We start from the raw sequence: 18,318 nt of genomic DNA on the forward strand, positions 1-18,318 counted from the left end.
TCTCTCTACCTCGCCGTCCGCATCATCTTACGCCTGTAAAATTTGGCGACAACACCTCCGATTCCCTTGCACAACAGACGTCCGGACGCGGCAGCATTGCGTTGTAAGCGAAAGACGGGCGCGGTTCGGCTTGTCGCCGTGCACCGAGCCTATAGGTATCGCTCGAATGTGTAGCTTCTGGGCTTGAGGTCGCGATCGGCCTGCGCACTTGAGGCACGCATGCATGTAGCGCCGTTGAGAGGTCGAGGTGATCGGGAGCGCGGCCACGCAAACGTGGGGGGCTGCCGGCTGCCAAGTGGGTCTGAACTCAGTACATGATCTGTCCGTTCACCATCTGGCCGGTTGATGGGGTAAGCTCGCGCTTCAAGACTTCGCGAGCCTCGCCGCTGATGACGGAGGCCGGCGCCGCGACGGCCACGCGCGCTGCCGATCCAGCCAAATTTGCGGCCGCGACCCCTACGCGATCCGCGAATGTCGCCTCTCCACTCGCCAGCGTCTGACCGGCTAGCCGACGTCCAAGCATGGCCACGATTTCAGGGCTGTCGGCGAACGTATTGTGACCGAGCGGATCTTTGGTCGCGACGGTACTCGTGTCGATGACCGAAACGCCTAGTTCTTCAAGCACGGAGGCATAGGGTCTGAGATCGGATCCGCCGACACGGTCCACGCCGCCCGACAGCCAGCCAGACACCTCGAGCGCCTTGTCGCGTGTGGACGTCAAGATCGCAAAGTGCGGTCGCTTTGGCCCCATCTCGACGAACTGACGACGAAACACGTCGATGTCGATGTCCGGTGATGCCAGAATGACGTTTCTGACCTTCACCGGGATTGACTTTTCGCGCATCGCGACGCCCCGGAGCGCCTCTGCTGCGAGCCAACCTCCCATGGAATGAGCGAGAATCGTCACGTCCTGCACATCAGGGCTTTTTGCGACCTGAAGGATCAGATCTTCCAAGGCGCGACGCGAATAGTTGGCGCTCTCCCTGTCATAGAGGTAGTCGAACGCGCGGCCTCGCGACGGCCAGGTGAAGAGGATCGGCGCCGCATCCGTTCCAGCGTCGTGAACGATCTGTGCCAGGCGGAAGACCGCATCGGCATATGTGTTGTTGAAGCCGTGTACAAAGATGAGCACCTGACGCTTGGCGTTTCGATTTTTCCGAAACCATTCGAGCGCCTGACGTTCGGTGTCGGCTTTGGTTACCTCGAGTACCGCGAATTCTTTTTCCGGATTCGGCGGCACGCGAGATGGCCACTGCACCTCGCCGATCTTGCGATTCCGATCCGGTGGAATGGAGACGGCGACGCTGTTGAGCGAGATCGCCGTCCCGCGCTCGCCGGTATAGAGTTTGCCGGGGCTTCCCGAAGGCTTGCGTGTCGTAGCAACCAGCATGTTCACTCTGCTGGCGTCGCGGGCGGTCACCTCAGGAGGCTGAAGGACATTCTCCACCCGAGTGGCGCAGCCGGGTGCGAGGATAGATAGCACCAGCAGGAACGCAAGCGCCCGCCGTGGGAACGCATATGTTGCAGAGATCCGGTACGGTCGCGCAGTCCGTTGCGCTCCCCGGGCGCCGTTTCGCCCGGGGAAAGAGCGCCTGGAAATTGTCATATCAGTGTTGCTCGATTTCACAGGGAATCCGGAACCAGGCGACATAGAGCGCCGGCAGGAACAGAAGGGTCAGCGCCGTTCCCACGACAATGCCACCCATCATCGCGTAGGCCATCGGACCCCAAAAGATCTCGTGCGAGATCGGGATAAGGGCGAGGGTCGCGGCCGCGGCAGTAAGCAAGATCGGCCGCATGCGATGTTCGGTTGCCTCGACGACAGCCTGCCAAGGCGGCACCCCCTTCGCCCGCAGGACCTCGATCTCCACGATAAGAATCACGGAGTTTCGGATGAGGATGCCCACGAGGGCCAACACGCCAAGGAGCGCGACGAAGCCGAGCGGGGTGTTGCTGGCAAGCAGCGCCACCACGACACCGATTAGCGCCAACGGGGCAACCGAGAAGACCAGGAACAATCTGTGGAAGCTCTGAAGCTGGATCATCAGCAGCGTCGCCATGATGAGCAGCATGGCCGGTGCAACGCTTGCGATCGGACCCTGGGACTTGGCACTTTCCTCGACCGCTCCTCCAATCTGGACGGTGTATCCGACCGGCAGCGTCTTTTCGAAGGCCGCAACCTTGTCGGCGAGTGCCTTCGCAATTGTCGCAGGCTGAGTGGCGTCGGCAATTCCGGCTTTGATCGTGATGGTCGAGACCCGATCGCGGCGCCAGATCGTCGGCTGTTCGAGCTCATAGCGGAAGGTTGCGACCGATGATAGCGGGACGGAGTGGCCGCTGCTGCTCTGCAGTTGCAGGTCGAGCAGAGTGTCGATCGAACGGCGCTCCATTTCCGAGGCGCGGCCGACGACATCGACCAGGTAGATATCGTCCCTCACTTGGGTAGCAGCGCTACCTTGCACGACGGTGTTGAGTGCCATCGCGATATCCTGCGACGAGACGCCGAGCTGGCGCGCCTTGTCCTGCAGCACATCGACCTTGACGACGCGAGCTGGTTCATTCCAGTCGAAGGCAAGGTTCCTGATGGAAGGATGGGTGCCTACTACAGACCCCAGTTTCTGCGCCAATTCGCGCACTGTCTGCAGATCCTCCCCCGACACGCGGTACTGAACTGGCTTTCCGACCGGCGGCCCGATTTCCAGAAGCTTCACATAGGCATCGGTTCCCGGGAACGTCTTGTGAAGGTAAGCTTCCACTTCCCGCTTCAGCTTGTCGCGATGCTGGAGGCCCTTGGTGACGACGACGGTTTGGCCGAAGGCAACGTCAGCCGGCTGTACGTCAAAGGAAAGGATGAAGCGCGGCGCGCCCCGTCCGACATAGGTCGACCAGTGCTCGACCTCTGGGTTGCCGGCCAGCATCTCACGTTCAAACTGCCCCATCTGGCGGCTCGTTTCGGCAATTGAGCTGTTCTGCGGCAGGTTCCAGTCGATGATGAGTTCCGGCCGGTCGGAACTCGGGAAGAACTGCTGTTGCACCATTGTCAGGCCGGCGACCGATCCCGCGAACATCAGGACCGTCGCAACGATCGTCATCCAGCGCCAGCGCAGGCAGAACTGAAGCAGCTCCGAAAATGCCTTCGCGAACCAGCCCTTGTGTTCGGCATGCTTCTTCATCGTCTTTGGCAGGATGGTTACGCCGATGAGCGGGGTGAACAACACCGCGACGATCCAGGATACGATGAGCGAAACGGCGATGACGACGAAGAGTGTGAACGTGAACTCGCCGGCGCTGCTCTTGTTGAACGCGACCGGGATGAAGCCCGCGACCGTCACGAGCGTGCCGGTCAGCATCGGGAAGGCGGTGGACGTGTAGACATGGGTGGCGGCCTTCCTGAGACTGTCACCCATCTCGAGCCGCGACACCATCATCTCGACGGCGATCATGGCGTCATCGACGAGCAAGCCGAGGGCGATGATGAGGGCTCCGAGCGAGATGCGTTGCAGCGAAATGCCCGAATACTGCATGACCAAGAATGTGATGGCCAGGACCAGCGGGATGGCGATCGAGACAACCAGGCCAGCCCTGACCCCGAGGCTGATGAAACTGATCGCGAGTACGATTGCGACGGCCTCGAACAGGGCTTTGGTGAAGCCCCCCACAGCCTCGTGCACGACTTCTGGTTGGTCCGAGACCTGTTCGACGGAGACGCCGACCGGAAGATCCTGAATGATCCTCACCATCGTCTTTTCGAGCGCTTCCCCGAAGGCAAGCACGTTGCCGCCCGTCTTCATACCGATCGCGAGCCCAATTGCAGGCTTGCCATTGAAGCGGAAGAGCGAGTGTGGCGGGTCGACATAGCCGCGCGTAATGTTGGCGACGTCGGTCAACGGGAAGAAGCGGTCGTTTACCCTGAGATTGATGCCGCGCAATGTGTCTTCGGAGATGAAACGTCCGCCGACGCGCAAGGCGATGCGTTCCGGTCCAGTCTGGACGAAACCGGATTGGGTGACGGCGTTCTGCGCCTGCAACGTGGAAATGATGTCGGCGCGATTGATGCCAAGGGCGGCGATCTTGCGGGTCGAGAATTCGAGATAGATGACCTCTTCCTGCGCTCCGACGATGTCAACCTTGCCCACATCCGGAATCCCGAGGATCTGCGTGCGCGCGTCCTCAGCGAAATCGCGCAGTTCCCTGAAGCTTAGCCCGTCGGCCGTAAAGGCATAGATGTTGCCGTAGACATCACCGAACTGATCGTCAAAGAACGGCCCGATAACGCCCTGCGGAAATTCGTGCGTAATATCGTCAATAAGGTTGCGCACCCGTGCCCAGGTGGGCTTCACATCCCGCGCATTCGTCTTCGGCAGCAGATCGACGAAAACGATCGTTTGGCCGGCGGTGGAGATGCTGCGGGTATGTTCGAGATTGTCGAGTTCCTGCAGTTTCTTTTCGATGCGGTCGGTCACCTGCTGCGTTACTTCCTGGGCGGAGGCGCCGGGCCACTGGGCCTGGATGACCATCGTCTTGATGGTGAAGGATGGATCTTCTTCGCGGCCGAGAGCCATATACGCATAGGCGCCCGCCACGACGAAGATGATCATGAAATACCAGACCAGAGAACGATGCTCGAGCGCCCAGTCAGAAAGATTGAATTTTGTCACGGGTGGCGCTCCTGTACGCGTTTCACCTTCTGTCCATCGGCAAGTTGGTTGACGCCGGCGACGACGACTTCTTCTCCATCCCGTAGCCCGGACAGAATACGAACGAAGCGGAACTCAGCGGTGCGGTTGGCGAGCTCAACCGGTCTTGGCGTGACCGTGCTCGTTGATTGATCCACGACCCAGACGTGATCGACGCCATTTTTGTCTCTGATGGCGGTGCTTGGCAGGGTGATTGATCCGTTTCCTTCAGCCAACGGCTTGACAGTGACCACCGCACCGAGACGGAAAACCTCAGGTGCCTGATCGATCGCGAGTTTGACCCGGTGGGTGCGGGTCGTGGGATCGGCCTGAGGCGCGATTTCGCGAACGACACCAACAGTTTGCGCCGTACGGTCCAGTTGAAGTGCGACATCGACGCTGTCGCCCAGGTGTCCGGATGAAAGCAGCGCTTCGGGAACATCAACGACCACATCGCGCTGTTCGAGACGCGCCAGTTTCAAGACCGGTTGGCCCGTCGAGACCGTCTGGCCCGGTTCTGCGTATGTGGCCGTGACGACACCGTCGAATTCCGCCCTCAGTGTCGCGTAGCCAAGCTGCTCTTGTGCCTTGGCGAGGCTGGCGGTCTCTCTTGCGACGTTGGCCTCGGCCGACTTCAATTGTTGTTCGGCAAGTTCGTGATCGGCAATGCTTGAGGCGTTCTTGTGGGCGAGCGTTCGTTTACGCCCTTCTGTCAAAACGGCGTTCGTCAGGTGCGCCTGGGCATCGCGCAAGTTTGCATCTGCACTCCTGACTGAGAGCCGCAGACTGAGCGGATCGATTTCCGCCACGACATCACCTTTCCGCACGAGGTCGCCGACGTCGACATTGCGGGATACGATTCGTCCCAATGTTCGGAACGCTAGGTCGGTCTCGATGCGGGCCCGCACTATGCCGGGCAAGCGCTCGACAGCTTCCTGCTCACTTCGGGCAATTAAGGATTTGACGGGACGGGGGCTCGTCTCTTCCCCAGAGGTCGAGTTCTGCTCGCAGCCGGCAATGAGCGAGATCGACAGAAAAAGAGGAAGAGTGGTGTATCGGCGACTGGGGATCATTGTCATTTGCCTTCCCAAGCTACTGCCTGGCCTTCCTTGAGGAACTTTCCGCCCTCCGTAACAATCAGGTCGTCCGGGGCGATGCCGCCGGTCACGACGAAGTCGCTTTTGCGGTAGCGGCTGACCGCAACTTTCCGAAGGGTAACGGAGAGATTTTCGTCGTTGATCAGCCAAACCGCGGGTTCGCCCTTGGCGGAGGCAATCGCGGTGTAGGGCAGCACGATTCCTTCGCGTGGTGCGGAGCGGAGTATGCCGACCACCGGTGTGCCAAGGGGCCAGTAAGAGTTTTCCTGGAGTCTCACCTTGATCCTGATTGTACCGCCTTTGGGGTCAATCACTGGGGAGAGTTCCCGGATGTTCGCGTGCACTTCGAGTGCCCGATCCCCAACCGGTGCCACCGCGACATCCGACAACGGCGGGCCATCCAGAAAGAAAGCCTCGAAGACATCGAACACCACATCTCTCGGGCCGTCATGAGCGAGCGTGAGGACTGACTGCGCTGCCGAGACAACCTGCCCCACTTCTAAGCTGCGGGCGGTGATGATCCCGTCGGCTTCAGCCTTCAACTCCGTATGGGACAGTGCATCTTCCGCTGTGGCCAGCGCAGCCGCAGCAGCTTCCAAGTTGGCTTGGGCACTCGTCAGGTCTTTACGAGCCTCGTCAAAAGTCTCCTGCGAAATGACCTGCGATTGCACGAGGGCCCTTGATCGCTCGAATGCCAGCGTTTTCTGTTTGACCACCGCCTGCGCCGACGCCAGTGCAGCTCTTGCAACGCTGACATCTGCCTGCTGCTCGGTATCGTTGATGCGCGCCAGGAGCTGGCCGGCGCGAACGTGCGCACCCACATCAACCTGCCTGTCGATCACCCTGCCGCTCACGCGAAATGAGAGGTCGGTCTGGTTCCGCGCCTTCACCTCACCGGTAATTTCCGCACCCGGCTGATATTGAACCGAGGCGGCCGCGATAACCCGCACCTGTTGCGGCGCGGGCGACGTGGCTGCAGTCTTGTCGTCGCAGGCGGCGAGGCAGGCGCAGGCGAGACCAATTCCCAGAATTTGAAGTGACTTCATTTTTTCTCCGTTGCCGTTGGCAACCATCAGAAAGCCGGCGGGTTCGCCTGCGGACTTCGAATCTGATGGTTCTAAGGGCGATGGCCTGATGTTGACGGCGTCCACTTAAGGACTAAAGTAGACGACGTCAACATTGCTCCAGCAGAAAAGTTGACGAGCGCAACATAAGGGCCTAGATGGACCAGCATGACCAAAGCCACCACCAGCGCAGATCCGCGCCCCTACCATCATGGTGACCTGCACAGGGCGATCGTAGGTGCCGCACTCGATGTCCTCAGCGAATCTCAAAGCACAGAGTTCTCGCTTCGGGAGCTCGCCCGTCGAGCAGGCGTCAGTCACAACGCCCCGTACAAACACTTCGCCGACAAGCGTGATTTGCTAGCGGCCGTCTCGGCCGTTGGGTTCGAGCTTCTTGCGAGGCAGATGGCCGATGCGACGAAGGAACATGACAGTCCGCGTGAGCGGCTGGCAGCCATGGCGCGCGCTTATGTTCGCGGCGGCGTCAACAATCCTGCGCTCTACCGATTGATGTTCGGCGGTTATCTTTCGGGGCAGGATAATGGGCGTCCTACGATAGAAAGAACCGCGGCTGAGAACATGAAAGCGCTGCTGGTGGGCGCAATACGTGATGGCGCACTCGGGCGCCTCATTCCGAATTCCGCGGCAAACACACATCAGATTGATGGTGCCATTCTAATTTTCTGGTCGCAGATGCATGGTCTGACTTTGCTGCTGGTAGACCGCCTGGTCGGCCCAAGCGAAAAGACGGACGACCTGAGCGAGAGCGTCCTGCAAGGCATGCTCGATGGATTGGCGAATAGTATCCCTTCGTTGCCGCCAGGCGTGTGGATCGGTCCTCCGCCTGCCGATTCAATGGTCGAGACTGTCAATCTCCGAACATCTTGAAGGGCTCCACGTGTTGTGGCCATTCAAGCCACGTGCGCGCCGCCCTCTACATGGGACGCGCCCCGCACCCGCCGAGGCCCTTGAACGCTATTTGTCTTTGCTCTGATGGGAGCTTGCGGACGTCTGACGTGACAGTGTGATTTCGTCCGGCCATCTGGGCGACAAGGCGATCACCAGTGAATGGAAACACGATGCGGGGGTGGGGTCAGGTGCCGGTGAAATGTCGGCATCGGCTTTGCAGCTTCCGAGCAAGACACAACGTCTTCAGCGACATGCCTCTATTGACGCTTCCGGGCGATCAAGACGACGCCGGCGCCGAGCTCAAACATTTCCTCACCCGAGTCCATAGACAGGAAATGATTGTCGGCGAGGTCGATGAGAGCTGCTGCAACCTCTTCAGGTGACCAACCCGCTGCCTCGGCCCGACAGGCCAGCAATTGGAATTCTGTCTCAAGTGCCTTCTGGCACTGCGAGCCACGGTCCGGATGACATGCAGGAAGCTTGGGCGGGGTTATCTTCGGCATCGATCTCTCCTCCTTGCTACAGGATAGTGCGATGAAATCGTTCGACAAGATGCCAATTCTTCCACGCAAAACGATGGGATTCTGCTCTTGACATCGATGCAGCTCGCGCCAACATCTTTAATGCTTCTTTTTCATCCGGGTGTGTGTGCGAAAGGAGGATGCCATGTTCAATCCGGAAATGATTTGGATGTCGCCCGTCTCACTCCGTTTGAAAGACGGAACCGAGCACATTTTCTCAACAGTCAACGACGCGCTCGATTTCCTCGAAGCGGATTGGTCTATGCTGCGCGGCAGAAAGCACAATCGTGCGGTTCAAACCTGTCGTCGCGCCCTGAACCGGGTAACGCCGGTTGCGATCGCTCGAGAGGCGTTTGTTGACGCCTGTCTTGACGCTGGCATGTCTGCGACTGCGGCAGAAGCTAATTTCGCTCGCCCCGGCTCCGGCGGACAGCGATCAGTCGCCTGAAAAGCGCTGCGATTGGGGCACTATGTGTGTCCCAATCAGCTTTCGGAATGTGCGAGCCACCCACACAGTGTGCGATAGCGTCCCCGGTCGATGACCGAGGATACGAGGCTTGGTGTCATCTCCAAAGGATTCCCAGTTCATGCCGTTGGCTGTCCGAGACTTGTCAAAGGGCCTTTGAAAGCCTGCATTTTTTGCAGCCAGAATCTTGAAACTGCAGGCGATAAAAACCAACTCAATATCGCTGGTGGCTCTAAGCGCCAGCAAGTGCTGGGGCGTCTGGCGCCCCCGTATCCATGTTGCTTCAAGGAGGATATGGCTATGGCAACATCTTATGACTACGCACCACTCTTCCGCTCGAGTGTTGGCTTCGATCGCGTATTCAATCTTCTGGAAAATGCGCAGCGTGCCCGCACCGTCAGCGACTGGCCACCCTACGATATTGTCAAGACGGGTGACGATACCTACCGCATCACGATCGCGGTCGCCGGTTTCTCGCAGGATGATCTCAACCTCACATTTCAATCCAACCTGTTGACGATTGCCGGCAACAAGGGCGAACCTCAGGGCGAAGGCTATCTGCATCGTGGGATCGCGGGCCGTCCCTTCGAACACCGCTTCGAGCTGGCTGACCACGTCAGGGTTTCGGGCGCTGATCTGACTAACGGGTTGCTGTCCATTGATCTGGTCCGGGAAATCCCCGAGGCAATGAAGCCGCGGAAAATCGACATCCAGACGAACGCAACTCTCGCGGAGACGCAGAACGCTCCAAAGATCGGCAGCCGAACGGCCGCCTGAGATGATCAGTGCATGCGTGGGCGCCGTTGTCGGCGCCCATTCTTTCCGCTCAACGATCGGGCTTACGAAAGGAGAACACGATGAAACCCGATATTTTCGAAGCACCCGTAACCATTCTTTCGGGCCTCGGTATCCCGACGGAAGTCCGCACGGTGATGCATGCTTACCGGCTTCTGATGGACTGGCCAGCTTCCCCTCATGATCCAGCCCGCGCATTCGCATTGAAAGCATGCCGAGCCGCACTGAGGGGCGAAATTGAGGCGGAGACCGCCCGAGGCGTTTTTGTTGCCTTCGCGGAAAAACATGATTTGATCGCCCCAACAGTCGACATCGCCGTCGCGGGGCGCAACACGCGCGGCAGCAACCAGCAAATGCTATAGCTCCGAGAACGTCTAAGCGTTGGAACAGCGGCGCTTGGATCAATGATACTGCAGGGCGTCGAGGATGCCCTGCAGCGTGATGACCTAAATGTCTGCCACGAGACACTTCGTTAGTGCAGATCGAACTCCCCATCGATCTGACGCCATTCGTTCGGGCCTATCAGCCGTCTGTGCGTATAGCGTATGGAATGGAGTGGGCCATCGAGCGTCTGCTGCCAGAAATTGAGAAATCTCCTCATCTCCGGAAACTCTGGCGCAACGTCATAGTGCTGCCAGACACAGCTCTGCAGCACGGATTCGAAATCGGGAATGCGGTAGAGAATATGTGCTGTGGTCAGGCCATATCCATGGAGTTGTTGCTCCAGGTCTGATGAAAACTTCATGCTCCATCTCCATCCAAAGAACCGGACAATGCTGCCAAAGGTGCACTCGCTGTGCAATCAAAAATCGGTTGTTGGGACGAATTGCTGTTCCGGAACAGTCGGTTGGCAGCAAAGAAGTTTGACTGCTATTTTTTTGCCCGAGACCCTTGAAACCGGAATTCCGCAAAATTAAATCGATCGCCGCCGGATGCCTCATGGGTCCGGCACCCGTTCCGGATTGGTCTCCCGGCCCGGAAAGGGAACTATTGATCATCATCGTTTGTCCATGGAGGAAAACATGACGTTCCGACCGCTTCACGATCGCATTCTCGTGCGCCGCATCGAGTCCGAGGAAAAGACGAAAGGCGGCATCATCATCCCCGATACCGCCAAGGAAAAGCCGCAGGAAGGCGAGGTCATCGCCGTTGGTTCCGGCGTTCGAAACGAGGCTGGCCAGGTGCAGCCGCTCGATGTCAAGGCCGGCGACCGTATCCTATTCGGCAAATGGTCGGGCACGGAAATCAAGATCAACGGCGAAGACCTGCTGATCATGAAGGAAAGCGACGTTCTCGGTGTCATCGAAGTCGAGGCGGCACAGAAGAAAGCCGCCTGATCGGCCGGCGCTACAACCCATCAGTCAAATCTAGCTGCCTATTGAAGGAGTGAACACATGGCTGCGAAAGACGTCAAATTCAATGTCGATGCCCGTGAACGCATGCTGCGTGGGGTCGATGTTTTGGCAAACGCCGTAAAGGTCACGCTCGGCCCAAAGGGCCGCAACGTCGTGATCGAAAAATCTTTTGGGTCCCCGCGGATCACCAAGGACGGTGTCTCGGTTGCCAAGGAAATCGAGCTGGAAGACAAGTTCGAGAACATGGGCGCGCAGATGTTGCGCGAGGTCGCCTCGAAGACCAACGATCTTGCCGGTGATGGCACAACCACCGCAACCGTTCTCGCCCAGGCAATCGTCAAGGAGGGGGCAAAAGCTGTCGCATCCGGGCTGAACCCGATGGATCTGAAGCGTGGCATCGATCTTGCCGTTGACGCCGTCGTGAAGGAGTTGAAAGCCAACGCCCGCAAGATTTCGAACAATTCGGAAATCGCCCAGGTCGGAACCATCTCGGCCAACGGCGACGAGGAGATCGGCCAATATCTCGCCCAAGCGATGGAGAAGGTCGGCAATGAAGGGGTAATCACCGTCGAGGAAGCCAAGACGGCTGAAACCGAGCTTGAGGTGGTCGAAGGCATGCAGTTCGACCGGGGTTATCTCAGCCCCTATTTCGTGACCAATCAGGACAAGATGCGGGTCGAGCTTGAAGATCCCTATATCCTCATCCACGAAAAGAAGCTGTCCAACCTGCAGGCCATGCTGCCGGTTCTCGAAGCAGTGGTGCAGTCCGGCAAGCCGCTTGTGATCATCGCAGAAGACGTCGAAGGCGAGGCACTGGCAACCCTCGTCGTCAACAAGCTGCGCGGAGGCCTCAAGATCGCAGCGGTCAAGGCCCCCGGTTTCGGCGACCGGCGCAAGGCGATGCTCGAAGACATCGCCGTCCTGTCCGGCGGCACGGTCGTTTCCGAGGATGTCGGCATCAAGCTGGAAAACGTCACCCTCAACATGCTTGGTCGTGCGAAGAAGGTGGTGATCGAAAAGGAAAATACCACGATCATCGACGGCGTCGGCTCAAAGGCGGAAATTGATGGCCGCGTGGCCCAGATCCGAGCGCAGGTCGAAGAGACCAGTTCGGACTACGATCGCGAGAAGTTGCAGGAACGCCTGGCCAAGCTCGCCGGCGGCGTGGCCGTCATCCGGGTCGGCGGGTCGACGGAAATCGAAGTCAAGGAGAAGAAGGATCGCGTCGACGACGCATTGCACGCAACCCGTGCTGCCGTCGAGGAAGGCATCCTGCCTGGCGGCGGCGTGGCGCTGCTTCGCGCCACCAAGGCCCTCGACAATCTTGCCTTCGCCAACGACGAGCAGCGTGTCGGGATCGATATTGTTCGGCGCGCGGTCGAGGCCCCGGTTCGCCAGATCGCTGAAAATGCGGGGGCCGAAGGGTCCATCGTGGTTGGCAAACTTCGGGAAAAGTCTGATCTGCAGTTCGGCTGGAACGCGCAGACCGGAGAATATGGCGATCTGTTCGCAATGGGGGTAATCGACCCGGCAAAGGTTGTAAGGACGGCTCTCCAGGACGCAGCCTCCGTGGCGGGCCTTCTGATCACCACGGAAGCGATGATTGCAGAAAAGCCGAAGCAGGAGAAGGCGTCAGCGCTTCCAGCCGGCGCCGGCATGGATTTCTAAGACCGTGACAAAGAAGCGGGGCTCGCCTGGGAGGGCGAGCCCCCCGACGGGTAGCTCGCCGCCGTCGTTTCCCTGATGGTGCTGGCAATGCGTTGATCATCATGCGGCTTGCTGAAAAACCTGCATCCGACCGGCGACAATTCTTCGCTCATTTGGCGGTGGCTTGGCCGGCGCTATGCTAAACCTCTTGGCGCGCGACCCTTTTTGCCGGTCAAGCCGCGCGCGAACAAGTCCTGACACCGACGCTGCCGACACTTGGTGCGCTCATTTACCGAGTAGCTGGTTCACAAGCTCGACAGTTTCCTAGAGGCAACGATGGTTCGGTTCCTTTCAAGGTGAGGGATAGGAGACATCCGTGCTGCCGGCTTGCTGTCGTCGAGTGATCTGATCGCCCGAGGAGCGTCAGGAGCGGGTACTTGGTCAGTGCGACCTAAGCGTCTCAATTGGGCGGGAAGGAGACTGGCCGCATCAGGAGAGTTGGTCGGAAATGCAGACTTAGCGCATTTGGAGTTCGGGTCTCCCCGGAACGCCATTTCGCGAACAGAGCTGGGCACTTCCGCCGAAAGCCCTCCCGCTTGCTGTCCATCACCAGACGTTCAAGAACCGTCCACTTCGACGCCGTCGGTCACAAAGAACGATGACGGCTCTATGGAGATGGAGGTGGTGGTCGCCTGGACATTACCTCTTACCACTTGTTGACTCACTCGCGGTTGAACAATAATTTGTGGGCTCGGTCGTTAGGCTTGTCCTCACATGACGGATCAATCTCTTCAGCGTCGCCTTGCCGCCATCGTCGTTGCCGATGTGGTGGGATATTCACGCCTGATGGAGGCTGATGAAGTCGCTACGCTGTCGAACCTCAGGGAACTCCGTTCTGGCGTTATCGAGCCGGCTGTGATGCGCCACAACGGTCGCATTTTCAAGGCCATGGGCGACGGATTCCTAATCGAATTCGGTAGCGCGGTGGACGCGGTCGTAGCAGCGTTGGAAATGCAACGGGCCACCACTGCTATTGAGGCTTCCGAAGACCGGCGGCTGCTTTTGCGTGTAGGCGTCAATCTGGGAGATGTCATTGACGACGGTTCAGACGTTCTCGGCGACGGAGTCAATGTCGCGGCGCGCCTTGAGACGCAGGCCGCGCCGGGAGGTATCTGCATTTCAGCCAAAGTTCACGGCGAGATCGTCGGCAAGATCGGCGAGCGGTTCTTTGATGCAGGCGAACGCTACCTGAAAAACCTGACTCGACCGGTCCACGTGTGGCATTGGCCGGATGCACTGCAGAGCATATTGCCCCTGCCCGAATGTCCCTCGATCGCTGTATTGCCGTTCACGAATATGAGTGGGGATGAAGCGGACGCGCCTTTCGTCGATGGCTTGACCGAAGACCTGATCACCGACCTTTCCCGTACGGCTGGCCTGTTCGTCATCGCGCGCAATTCCGTCTACGGCTACAAGGGCAAGGCGGTCGACGTACGGCTGGTCGCCCAGGAACTCGGCGTCCGCTACGTCCTCGAGGGGAGCGCCAGGCGCGCAATGGGCCGTGTCCGCATCAATGCCCAATTGATCGACGCGCTTGGCGGCCAGCACTTGTGGGCCGACCGGTTTGACAGGACGGTGGAAGATGTTTTCGAATTACAGGATGAAGTGAACGCCAAGATTGTTGAAGCCCTCGTCGGCCGGCTGACCATCCCGACTCAGCGCAATCGGCCGAAGAACTTTGAGGCGTACGATCTGTGTGTGCGCGCCCGCCTCCTGACGGAAGAGTCGCCGCAAACGGAGCGTGAGGCCTATATGCTGCTCCAGCGCGCGGTTGAGCTCGAGCCATCCTATGCCGAGGCGGTCGGTCTGCTCGCCTATAACCGTTGGCTTGCCTGGACTCATTTCGGCGAGCCCGAAGATCCTAACCGTCGGATGGCGGCGACGTTCGCGCAGAAGGCGGTCGACCTGGATCCCAACGATGCCGGCTGCCGTTACGTTCTTGGGACCATTTTAGCTTATGAGCGGCGATGGGAGGAATCGGAGGCCGCCTTCGCCAAGGCCCTGGAGCTGGACCCCAACCACGCCGACACCTGGGCCGCTATGTCGGACATGTCCGTGCTGGACGGCAGGGTTGCCGACGGTCTGGCGCAGATCGAGAAAGCTCTTAGGCTCAATCCATATCCAGCCTGCTGGTATCTTTGTCATCTTGGCCAGGCGCAATACGCCGCGCGTGACTATGAGGCGGCAACCGCTACACTCCGCAGGAAAGACACGTATCGTACCAACTCACGCAAATTTCTGGCTGCCACGCTTGCGCAGTTGGGCCACCGTGAGGAGGCGCGGCGAGAAGCAGAATTGTTCCTGATCGCCCACCCTCATTTCACGATCGGCCATTGGCTCAGCTCCCAGCCGCTGCGCGATGCATCTGTACGAGACCACTTTGTCGACGGCTTCCGAAAGGCTGGCCTGCCGGAGATGTGACAGCGGCTGGGGCCAAACCGGGAGGACGCAATTCCAGGTACAGATCCGGGTAAACCGCCGGTGAGGCGAGGAGTGCGGTACCGTTGTTCGAAGGCTGCACGATGTGCAGCTAAGGCGTCGATCCTGCCGCTCGGATGCAAGACTCCTCGCGCCACATCTTTCCAGCAGGGCGCGCCGGCGACGTGCTTATCGAGAATATGATGGATGGCCATCGTGCCGGGCGAAATTGCAATGGTGGTCCCGGCAGGACTAGAACCTGCAATCAGTTGGTTGTGAGCCGACGGCTCTAGACAATTGAGCTACGGGCCCACCAGAGAGTTTCTAAAGAGCAGCAAACCGATTGATGAAGCGCCTGATGGATGCATTAGCGATCCGAACCTTGACGCACCAGAGTGGTTCGCCGACAAGCAAGTCGAACCACAGAAAGTTAGGCCCCATGACCGCTGCGTTTACCGTGCGTGTAAAAGACGAAACCGCGAGCAAGCTGGATCAGCTTGCTGAGAAGCTGGATCGGTACCGATCTTATATGGCTGCGGAAGCCATCGAAGCTTTCGTTGATCAGCAGGAATGGCAGCTTGCCGAGATTGAAGCCGGGTTGGCCGAGGTCGAACGGGGTGAGTTTGCGAGTGATGAAGATGTGGCGAAAGTCTTCGGGAAGTACGTCAAGTCTGCTCGTCAATCATGAGTGGGAGGCGTGTTCGCTGGACGCTTCGGGCGTTGCGGCGGCGCGTATATCGAGAAAGAAAATCCGGATGCGGCGGCCCGCGTCGTGGCGCGGATTGTCACTACCGTGGATATGTTAGCAGAGTACCCTGCCAATGGGCGAGCTGGTCGTATCGAGAGCACGCGCGAGCTCGTGTTAGCCGATATCCCCTATATCATTCCCTACCGCGTAAGTCGGGACATCGAGATTCTCACCGTCATGCACGCTGACCAGAGATGGCCGCAGGTTCTCTAGTCACGATCAACAAAACGCGTTTTGTGCCTTGGTGACTGGTTACACCTCGGCAATTGCCGCTATCTCACACCCGTTCCTTGCACATTATACGTCTGTCTGAGCCCGCACCCAGTTGGGAGAGGCCGCCGCAGACTACTGCAATCGACCACAACCCACAGCGGATCGGCGGATCATCCGACATCGCTTTGGGCGACTTCCATGCCGAGTATGGAAATATCTTCGGTTGCATGATTAACATGATTTAATTAGTCATGTTTTGTTGCGAAGGCGATAGGAGAGTGTCCCTGTCGCGCCGGCGACCAATTCGGCGGGAAAGCTTCCGCGACATTCGCCAGCAAGGCATTGTGCTTTTCGAGCTCGATAGCGAGCCGCTGGTGGAGCCGAGGCCGATCGGTCTTGTAGAGCAGTTCAAGATCGCACGCGAACATTACGAAAGCCGACTTCCGCATGCCATAGGCTTCCTCAGTGTTGCGCGGTTTTGCATAGCCGAAGGCGATGCCGCCCTCGCAGCTTTCCAGCTCCATCAGGCGATCGAGCACGCCTACTCAACCGTGCTTCTCGTGCTGGAAAACTACGGTCCGCCAACCCACAACCTGCCGTCTCTGCGCGGTTTTGCCGAAGGTATGGACCGTCGACTAGCAGACGCTTGGCCACACGACCGTCAGCGCCACTCGGCCTGGTTCAATACTATCAACGAGGCCTATGTGAAGGCGCGGCCGCAAGTGGGCGAAGCCCGCCGTGGAGGTCCCCTCGACGGAGGATTATGTCCCGTGTTTTCCCGCAGCATCTACAGGTTCACGCGATCGACGCCCGCTAGCCCGTGGTGATCAGGATCAGGAGAACGAAGACCACCAGCACCATGGCGAGCGCGGGAATGATGATGGCGGGATAACCGAAGGTGACGATCGCCAGCAGCCAGATCAGCACACAGTTGACGAGGAACAGCACCTTGGCGGTGCCGGAGCCCCGCACCGCTTCCTTGAGCATCCAGCCGAACACCGGCACGTGATAGACCATTTTCGCAATCATTGTTTTTGAGCCTTTCTATGGGGTGGACGTAAAGCCCGCCGTGATCTGTTGGGAGTGGCCGGTCGCGCGCGGGTCAGTCCCGGCGCGCCAATCCGGCCAGTGCCCGCAATTGCTGTTCGTCGAGGATGCGCACCGTCTTTGGGTGGTTGAAGTCGATGAGGCCGTCGCGCTTGAAACGGTTGAGACAGCGGCTGACGGTCTCGACCGTGAGGCCCAGCCAATCGGCAAGATCGGCGCGCGAGAGATAGAGATTGAAGCTGAACAGGTTCCGGCTGGCCGCCCTGCCGCGCCATGCGAATTGATCCGCGAGATCGATGAGCGCCGTTGCAACCTTTTCCGTCGCGGTCTTGCGGCCGAGCAGGGTCGCATGCGCCTGCATCCGGTGTAGCGTCGCCTTCAGTTCGGCGGCGACATCTGGTCCCTGGTCGCCATCGTCGACGTTGCTGCCGGCGAGCGTCTCTATCCGTGCGAAGGTCAGTGTTTCGGCGGTGGCGATATTGCGACCGTCATGGGTGAAGCCGAACAGGCGCCCGGGGCCAAGCACGTCGGTGATCTGGCGGCGCCCATCGTCGAGCAATTGCGACAGTGCGACACAGCCGTCGACGACGCGATAGAGATGGCGATTTCGCCCGCCCTGGAACAGCAACGTGGCATGTTCGCCAACCAGACGCTGGCGGTTGGGGGACAGTTTTGCCGTCGAGAAGGCGGCGGAGGGGGGCGGCGGAAGCGTTGTTTCCGCAAAAGTGCTGGTATCGGGCATGGGTGGGCGATCCGTATTGCGATCTCGTCGGGATCGTCGCTATGCGACGCGCCACAGATCAGGCATCAGCGTTCCGTCACGATCGGCCGTGACTTGGGTTTCAGATGTGAAATCTTGAAGCTGGCGGCCCGCGCGGGCTCGCATTGGGTGGAAGCTGCGATCGGGCGGATCCGCCCGGCTGTGCCGGTGGCAGGACCTTTCCGGTCTTGCGAACGATCGTGTCCGTGGCGCCGGCCGGCGCCGGCGGGAGGGCCCAGAAGATGCGACAGGCGCCGCAGAAGTGGCTGTGGGAGAGTTGTTTGCCGTTGCCGTCGTCGTTGCCGGCTCCGGGCAGGCAGAGGTCAGGCAGGGAACCGTCGGGGAGCACGAACTGCGCGCGCTCCGCCGGCGACAGCGCCGCTGCGGCCGCGGGCGCCTGGTGCGCGAAGCCGAGAAGCAGCACGGCCAATGCGCCAAACATGCGCATGGCCTGCTGCATTCTTGTCCTCGTGCGAGGCTTCATTCTATCCGCCTATCCCTATCCCTATGCCGATCTGTCGGCTCAGGGATAGGCGAGGTTC

The 18,318-nt window shown here is 59.4% G+C and carries 18 protein-coding genes and 1 pseudogene; 10 read left to right on the forward strand and 9 right to left on the reverse strand.

The window, feature by feature from the left end:
• Positions 1-307: 307 nt before the first annotated feature.
• From HT585_RS24310 to HT585_RS24325, 4 genes are read right to left on the reverse strand one after another with little or no spacing between them, the layout of a single operon-like run.
• Positions 308-1,606, reverse strand: a complete 1,299-nt coding sequence (locus HT585_RS24310) for an alpha/beta hydrolase (RefSeq protein ID WP_176355451.1) — start codon at positions 1,604-1,606, stop codon at positions 308-310.
• A gap of 1 nt (position 1,607) precedes the next feature.
• Positions 1,608-4,658, reverse strand: a complete 3,051-nt coding sequence (locus HT585_RS24315) for an efflux RND transporter permease subunit (RefSeq protein WP_176355354.1) — start codon at positions 4,656-4,658, stop codon at positions 1,608-1,610.
• The gene (locus HT585_RS24320; RefSeq protein ID WP_425513781.1) at positions 4,655-5,755 is read right to left on the reverse strand and encodes an efflux RND transporter periplasmic adaptor subunit; all 1,101 of its coding nucleotides are present in this window, start codon (positions 5,753-5,755) and stop codon (positions 4,655-4,657) included. The genes HT585_RS24315 and HT585_RS24320 overlap by 4 nt, the downstream gene beginning before the upstream one ends.
• Complete coding sequence (locus HT585_RS24325; RefSeq protein ID WP_176355355.1) at positions 5,752-6,819, reverse strand: efflux RND transporter periplasmic adaptor subunit; 1,068 nt, start codon at positions 6,817-6,819, stop codon at positions 5,752-5,754. The genes HT585_RS24320 and HT585_RS24325 overlap by 4 nt, the downstream gene beginning before the upstream one ends.
• 186 nt (positions 6,820-7,005) lie before the next feature.
• Here HT585_RS24325 and HT585_RS24330 point away from each other — a divergent pair, with 186 nt between their 5' ends.
• The gene (locus HT585_RS24330; RefSeq protein WP_176355356.1) at positions 7,006-7,725 is read left to right on the forward strand and encodes a TetR/AcrR family transcriptional regulator; all 720 of its coding nucleotides are present in this window, start codon (positions 7,006-7,008) and stop codon (positions 7,723-7,725) included.
• 278 nt (positions 7,726-8,003) lie between these two features.
• Here the strand turns inward: HT585_RS24330 and HT585_RS24335 are convergent, their stop codons facing one another.
• On the reverse strand, positions 8,004-8,249 hold the full coding sequence (locus tag HT585_RS24335; RefSeq protein WP_176355357.1) for a hypothetical protein: 246 nt from the start codon (positions 8,247-8,249) through the stop codon (positions 8,004-8,006).
• Between the two features lie 163 nt (positions 8,250-8,412).
• Between HT585_RS24335 and HT585_RS24340 the strand changes: the two genes are divergently transcribed.
• The 3 genes from HT585_RS24340 (at position 8,413) to HT585_RS24350 (ending at position 9,890) form a co-directional block, all read left to right on the forward strand.
• A complete protein-coding gene (locus HT585_RS24340) occupies positions 8,413-8,715 on the forward strand; it encodes a DUF982 domain-containing protein (RefSeq protein ID WP_176355358.1) in 303 nt (100 codons plus the stop codon).
• Between the two features lie 318 nt (positions 8,716-9,033).
• Positions 9,034-9,510, forward strand: a complete 477-nt coding sequence (locus tag HT585_RS24345; RefSeq protein ID WP_176355453.1) for an Hsp20 family protein — start codon at positions 9,034-9,036, stop codon at positions 9,508-9,510.
• 80 nt (positions 9,511-9,590) lie between these two features.
• Complete coding sequence (locus HT585_RS24350) at positions 9,591-9,890, forward strand: DUF982 domain-containing protein (protein WP_176355359.1); 300 nt, start codon at positions 9,591-9,593, stop codon at positions 9,888-9,890.
• 110 nt (positions 9,891-10,000) lie between these two features.
• Here the strand turns inward: HT585_RS24350 and HT585_RS24355 are convergent, their stop codons facing one another.
• A complete protein-coding gene (locus HT585_RS24355; protein WP_176355360.1) occupies positions 10,001-10,273 on the reverse strand; it encodes an usg protein in 273 nt (90 codons plus the stop codon).
• Positions 10,274-10,550: 277 nt separating this feature from the next.
• Between HT585_RS24355 and groES the strand changes: the two genes are divergently transcribed.
• From groES to HT585_RS24385, 6 genes and pseudogenes are all read left to right on the forward strand, one after another.
• Positions 10,551-10,865, forward strand: a complete 315-nt coding sequence (groES, locus tag HT585_RS24360; RefSeq protein WP_176355361.1) for a co-chaperone GroES — start codon at positions 10,551-10,553, stop codon at positions 10,863-10,865.
• Positions 10,866-10,922: 57 nt separating this feature from the next.
• Positions 10,923-12,551 (forward strand): chaperonin GroEL, encoded by a 1,629-nt coding sequence (gene groL, locus HT585_RS24365; protein ID WP_176355362.1) that lies wholly within the window; start codon positions 10,923-10,925, stop codon positions 12,549-12,551.
• A gap of 753 nt (positions 12,552-13,304) precedes the next feature.
• Positions 13,305-15,011, forward strand: coding sequence for an adenylate/guanylate cyclase domain-containing protein (locus HT585_RS24370; RefSeq protein ID WP_176355363.1), 1,707 nt, complete (start codon positions 13,305-13,307; stop codon positions 15,009-15,011).
• 436 nt (positions 15,012-15,447) lie between these two features.
• Positions 15,448-15,696, forward strand: a complete 249-nt coding sequence (locus HT585_RS24375) for a CopG family ribbon-helix-helix protein (protein ID WP_176355454.1) — start codon at positions 15,448-15,450, stop codon at positions 15,694-15,696.
• Positions 15,693-15,969, forward strand: a pseudogene (locus HT585_RS24380) (type II toxin-antitoxin system RelE/ParE family toxin). Before HT585_RS24375 ends, HT585_RS24380 begins: the two are co-directional and overlap by 4 nt.
• Positions 15,970-16,247: 278 nt before the next feature.
• Complete coding sequence (locus tag HT585_RS24385) at positions 16,248-16,796, forward strand: HEPN domain-containing protein (protein ID WP_343214074.1); 549 nt, start codon at positions 16,248-16,250, stop codon at positions 16,794-16,796.
• Here HT585_RS24385 and HT585_RS24390 read toward each other — a convergent pair.
• The 3 genes from HT585_RS24390 to HT585_RS24400 form a co-directional block, all read right to left on the reverse strand.
• Positions 16,783-16,998 carry a hypothetical protein gene (locus HT585_RS24390; protein ID WP_077505129.1) on the reverse strand — a complete coding sequence of 72 codons (216 nt, stop codon included), beginning with the start codon at positions 16,996-16,998 and terminating at the stop codon, positions 16,783-16,785. The two genes, HT585_RS24385 and HT585_RS24390, sit on opposite strands and share 14 nt — an antisense overlap.
• 73 nt (positions 16,999-17,071) lie before the next feature.
• Positions 17,072-17,758 carry a Crp/Fnr family transcriptional regulator gene (locus HT585_RS24395; RefSeq protein ID WP_176355365.1) on the reverse strand — a complete coding sequence of 229 codons (687 nt, stop codon included), beginning with the start codon at positions 17,756-17,758 and terminating at the stop codon, positions 17,072-17,074.
• A gap of 100 nt (positions 17,759-17,858) precedes the next feature.
• Positions 17,859-18,236 (reverse strand): hypothetical protein, encoded by a 378-nt coding sequence (locus HT585_RS24400; RefSeq protein ID WP_176355366.1) that lies wholly within the window; start codon positions 18,234-18,236, stop codon positions 17,859-17,861.
• Positions 18,237-18,318: the final 82 nt, after the last annotated feature.

The organism is Ensifer oleiphilus (assembly GCF_013371465.1).
GTDB lineage: Bacteria > Pseudomonadota > Alphaproteobacteria > Rhizobiales > Rhizobiaceae > Ensifer > Ensifer oleiphilus.

Bases quoted from the DNA above. Each gene is read 5' to 3' on its own strand.
- HT585_RS24310 (WP_176355451.1), bottom strand. From the start codon at position 1,606: ATGACAATTTCCAGGCGCTCTTTCCCCGGGCGAAACGGCGCCCGGGGA.
- HT585_RS24320 (WP_425513781.1), bottom strand. From the start codon at position 5,755: ATGACAATGATCCCCAGTCGCCGATACACCACTCTTCCTCTTTTTCTG.
- HT585_RS24325 (WP_176355355.1), bottom strand. From the start codon at position 6,819: ATGAAGTCACTTCAAATTCTGGGAATTGGTCTCGCCTGCGCCTGCCTC.
- HT585_RS24330 (WP_176355356.1), top strand. From the start codon at position 7,006: ATGACCAAAGCCACCACCAGCGCAGATCCGCGCCCCTACCATCATGGT.
- HT585_RS24335 (WP_176355357.1), bottom strand. From the start codon at position 8,249: ATGCCGAAGATAACCCCGCCCAAGCTTCCTGCATGTCATCCGGACCGT.
- HT585_RS24340 (WP_176355358.1), top strand. From the start codon at position 8,413: ATGTTCAATCCGGAAATGATTTGGATGTCGCCCGTCTCACTCCGTTTG.
- HT585_RS24345 (WP_176355453.1), top strand. From the start codon at position 9,034: ATGGCAACATCTTATGACTACGCACCACTCTTCCGCTCGAGTGTTGGC.
- HT585_RS24350 (WP_176355359.1), top strand. From the start codon at position 9,591: ATGAAACCCGATATTTTCGAAGCACCCGTAACCATTCTTTCGGGCCTC.
- HT585_RS24355 (WP_176355360.1), bottom strand. From the start codon at position 10,273: ATGAAGTTTTCATCAGACCTGGAGCAACAACTCCATGGATATGGCCTG.
- groES (WP_176355361.1), top strand. From the start codon at position 10,551: ATGACGTTCCGACCGCTTCACGATCGCATTCTCGTGCGCCGCATCGAG.
- groL (WP_176355362.1), top strand. From the start codon at position 10,923: ATGGCTGCGAAAGACGTCAAATTCAATGTCGATGCCCGTGAACGCATG.
- HT585_RS24370 (WP_176355363.1), top strand. From the start codon at position 13,305: ATGACGGATCAATCTCTTCAGCGTCGCCTTGCCGCCATCGTCGTTGCC.
- HT585_RS24375 (WP_176355454.1), top strand. From the start codon at position 15,448: ATGACCGCTGCGTTTACCGTGCGTGTAAAAGACGAAACCGCGAGCAAG.
- HT585_RS24390 (WP_077505129.1), bottom strand. From the start codon at position 16,998: ATGATTGCGAAAATGGTCTATCACGTGCCGGTGTTCGGCTGGATGCTC.
- HT585_RS24395 (WP_176355365.1), bottom strand. From the start codon at position 17,758: ATGCCCGATACCAGCACTTTTGCGGAAACAACGCTTCCGCCGCCCCCC.
- HT585_RS24400 (WP_176355366.1), bottom strand. From the start codon at position 18,236: ATGCAGCAGGCCATGCGCATGTTTGGCGCATTGGCCGTGCTGCTTCTC.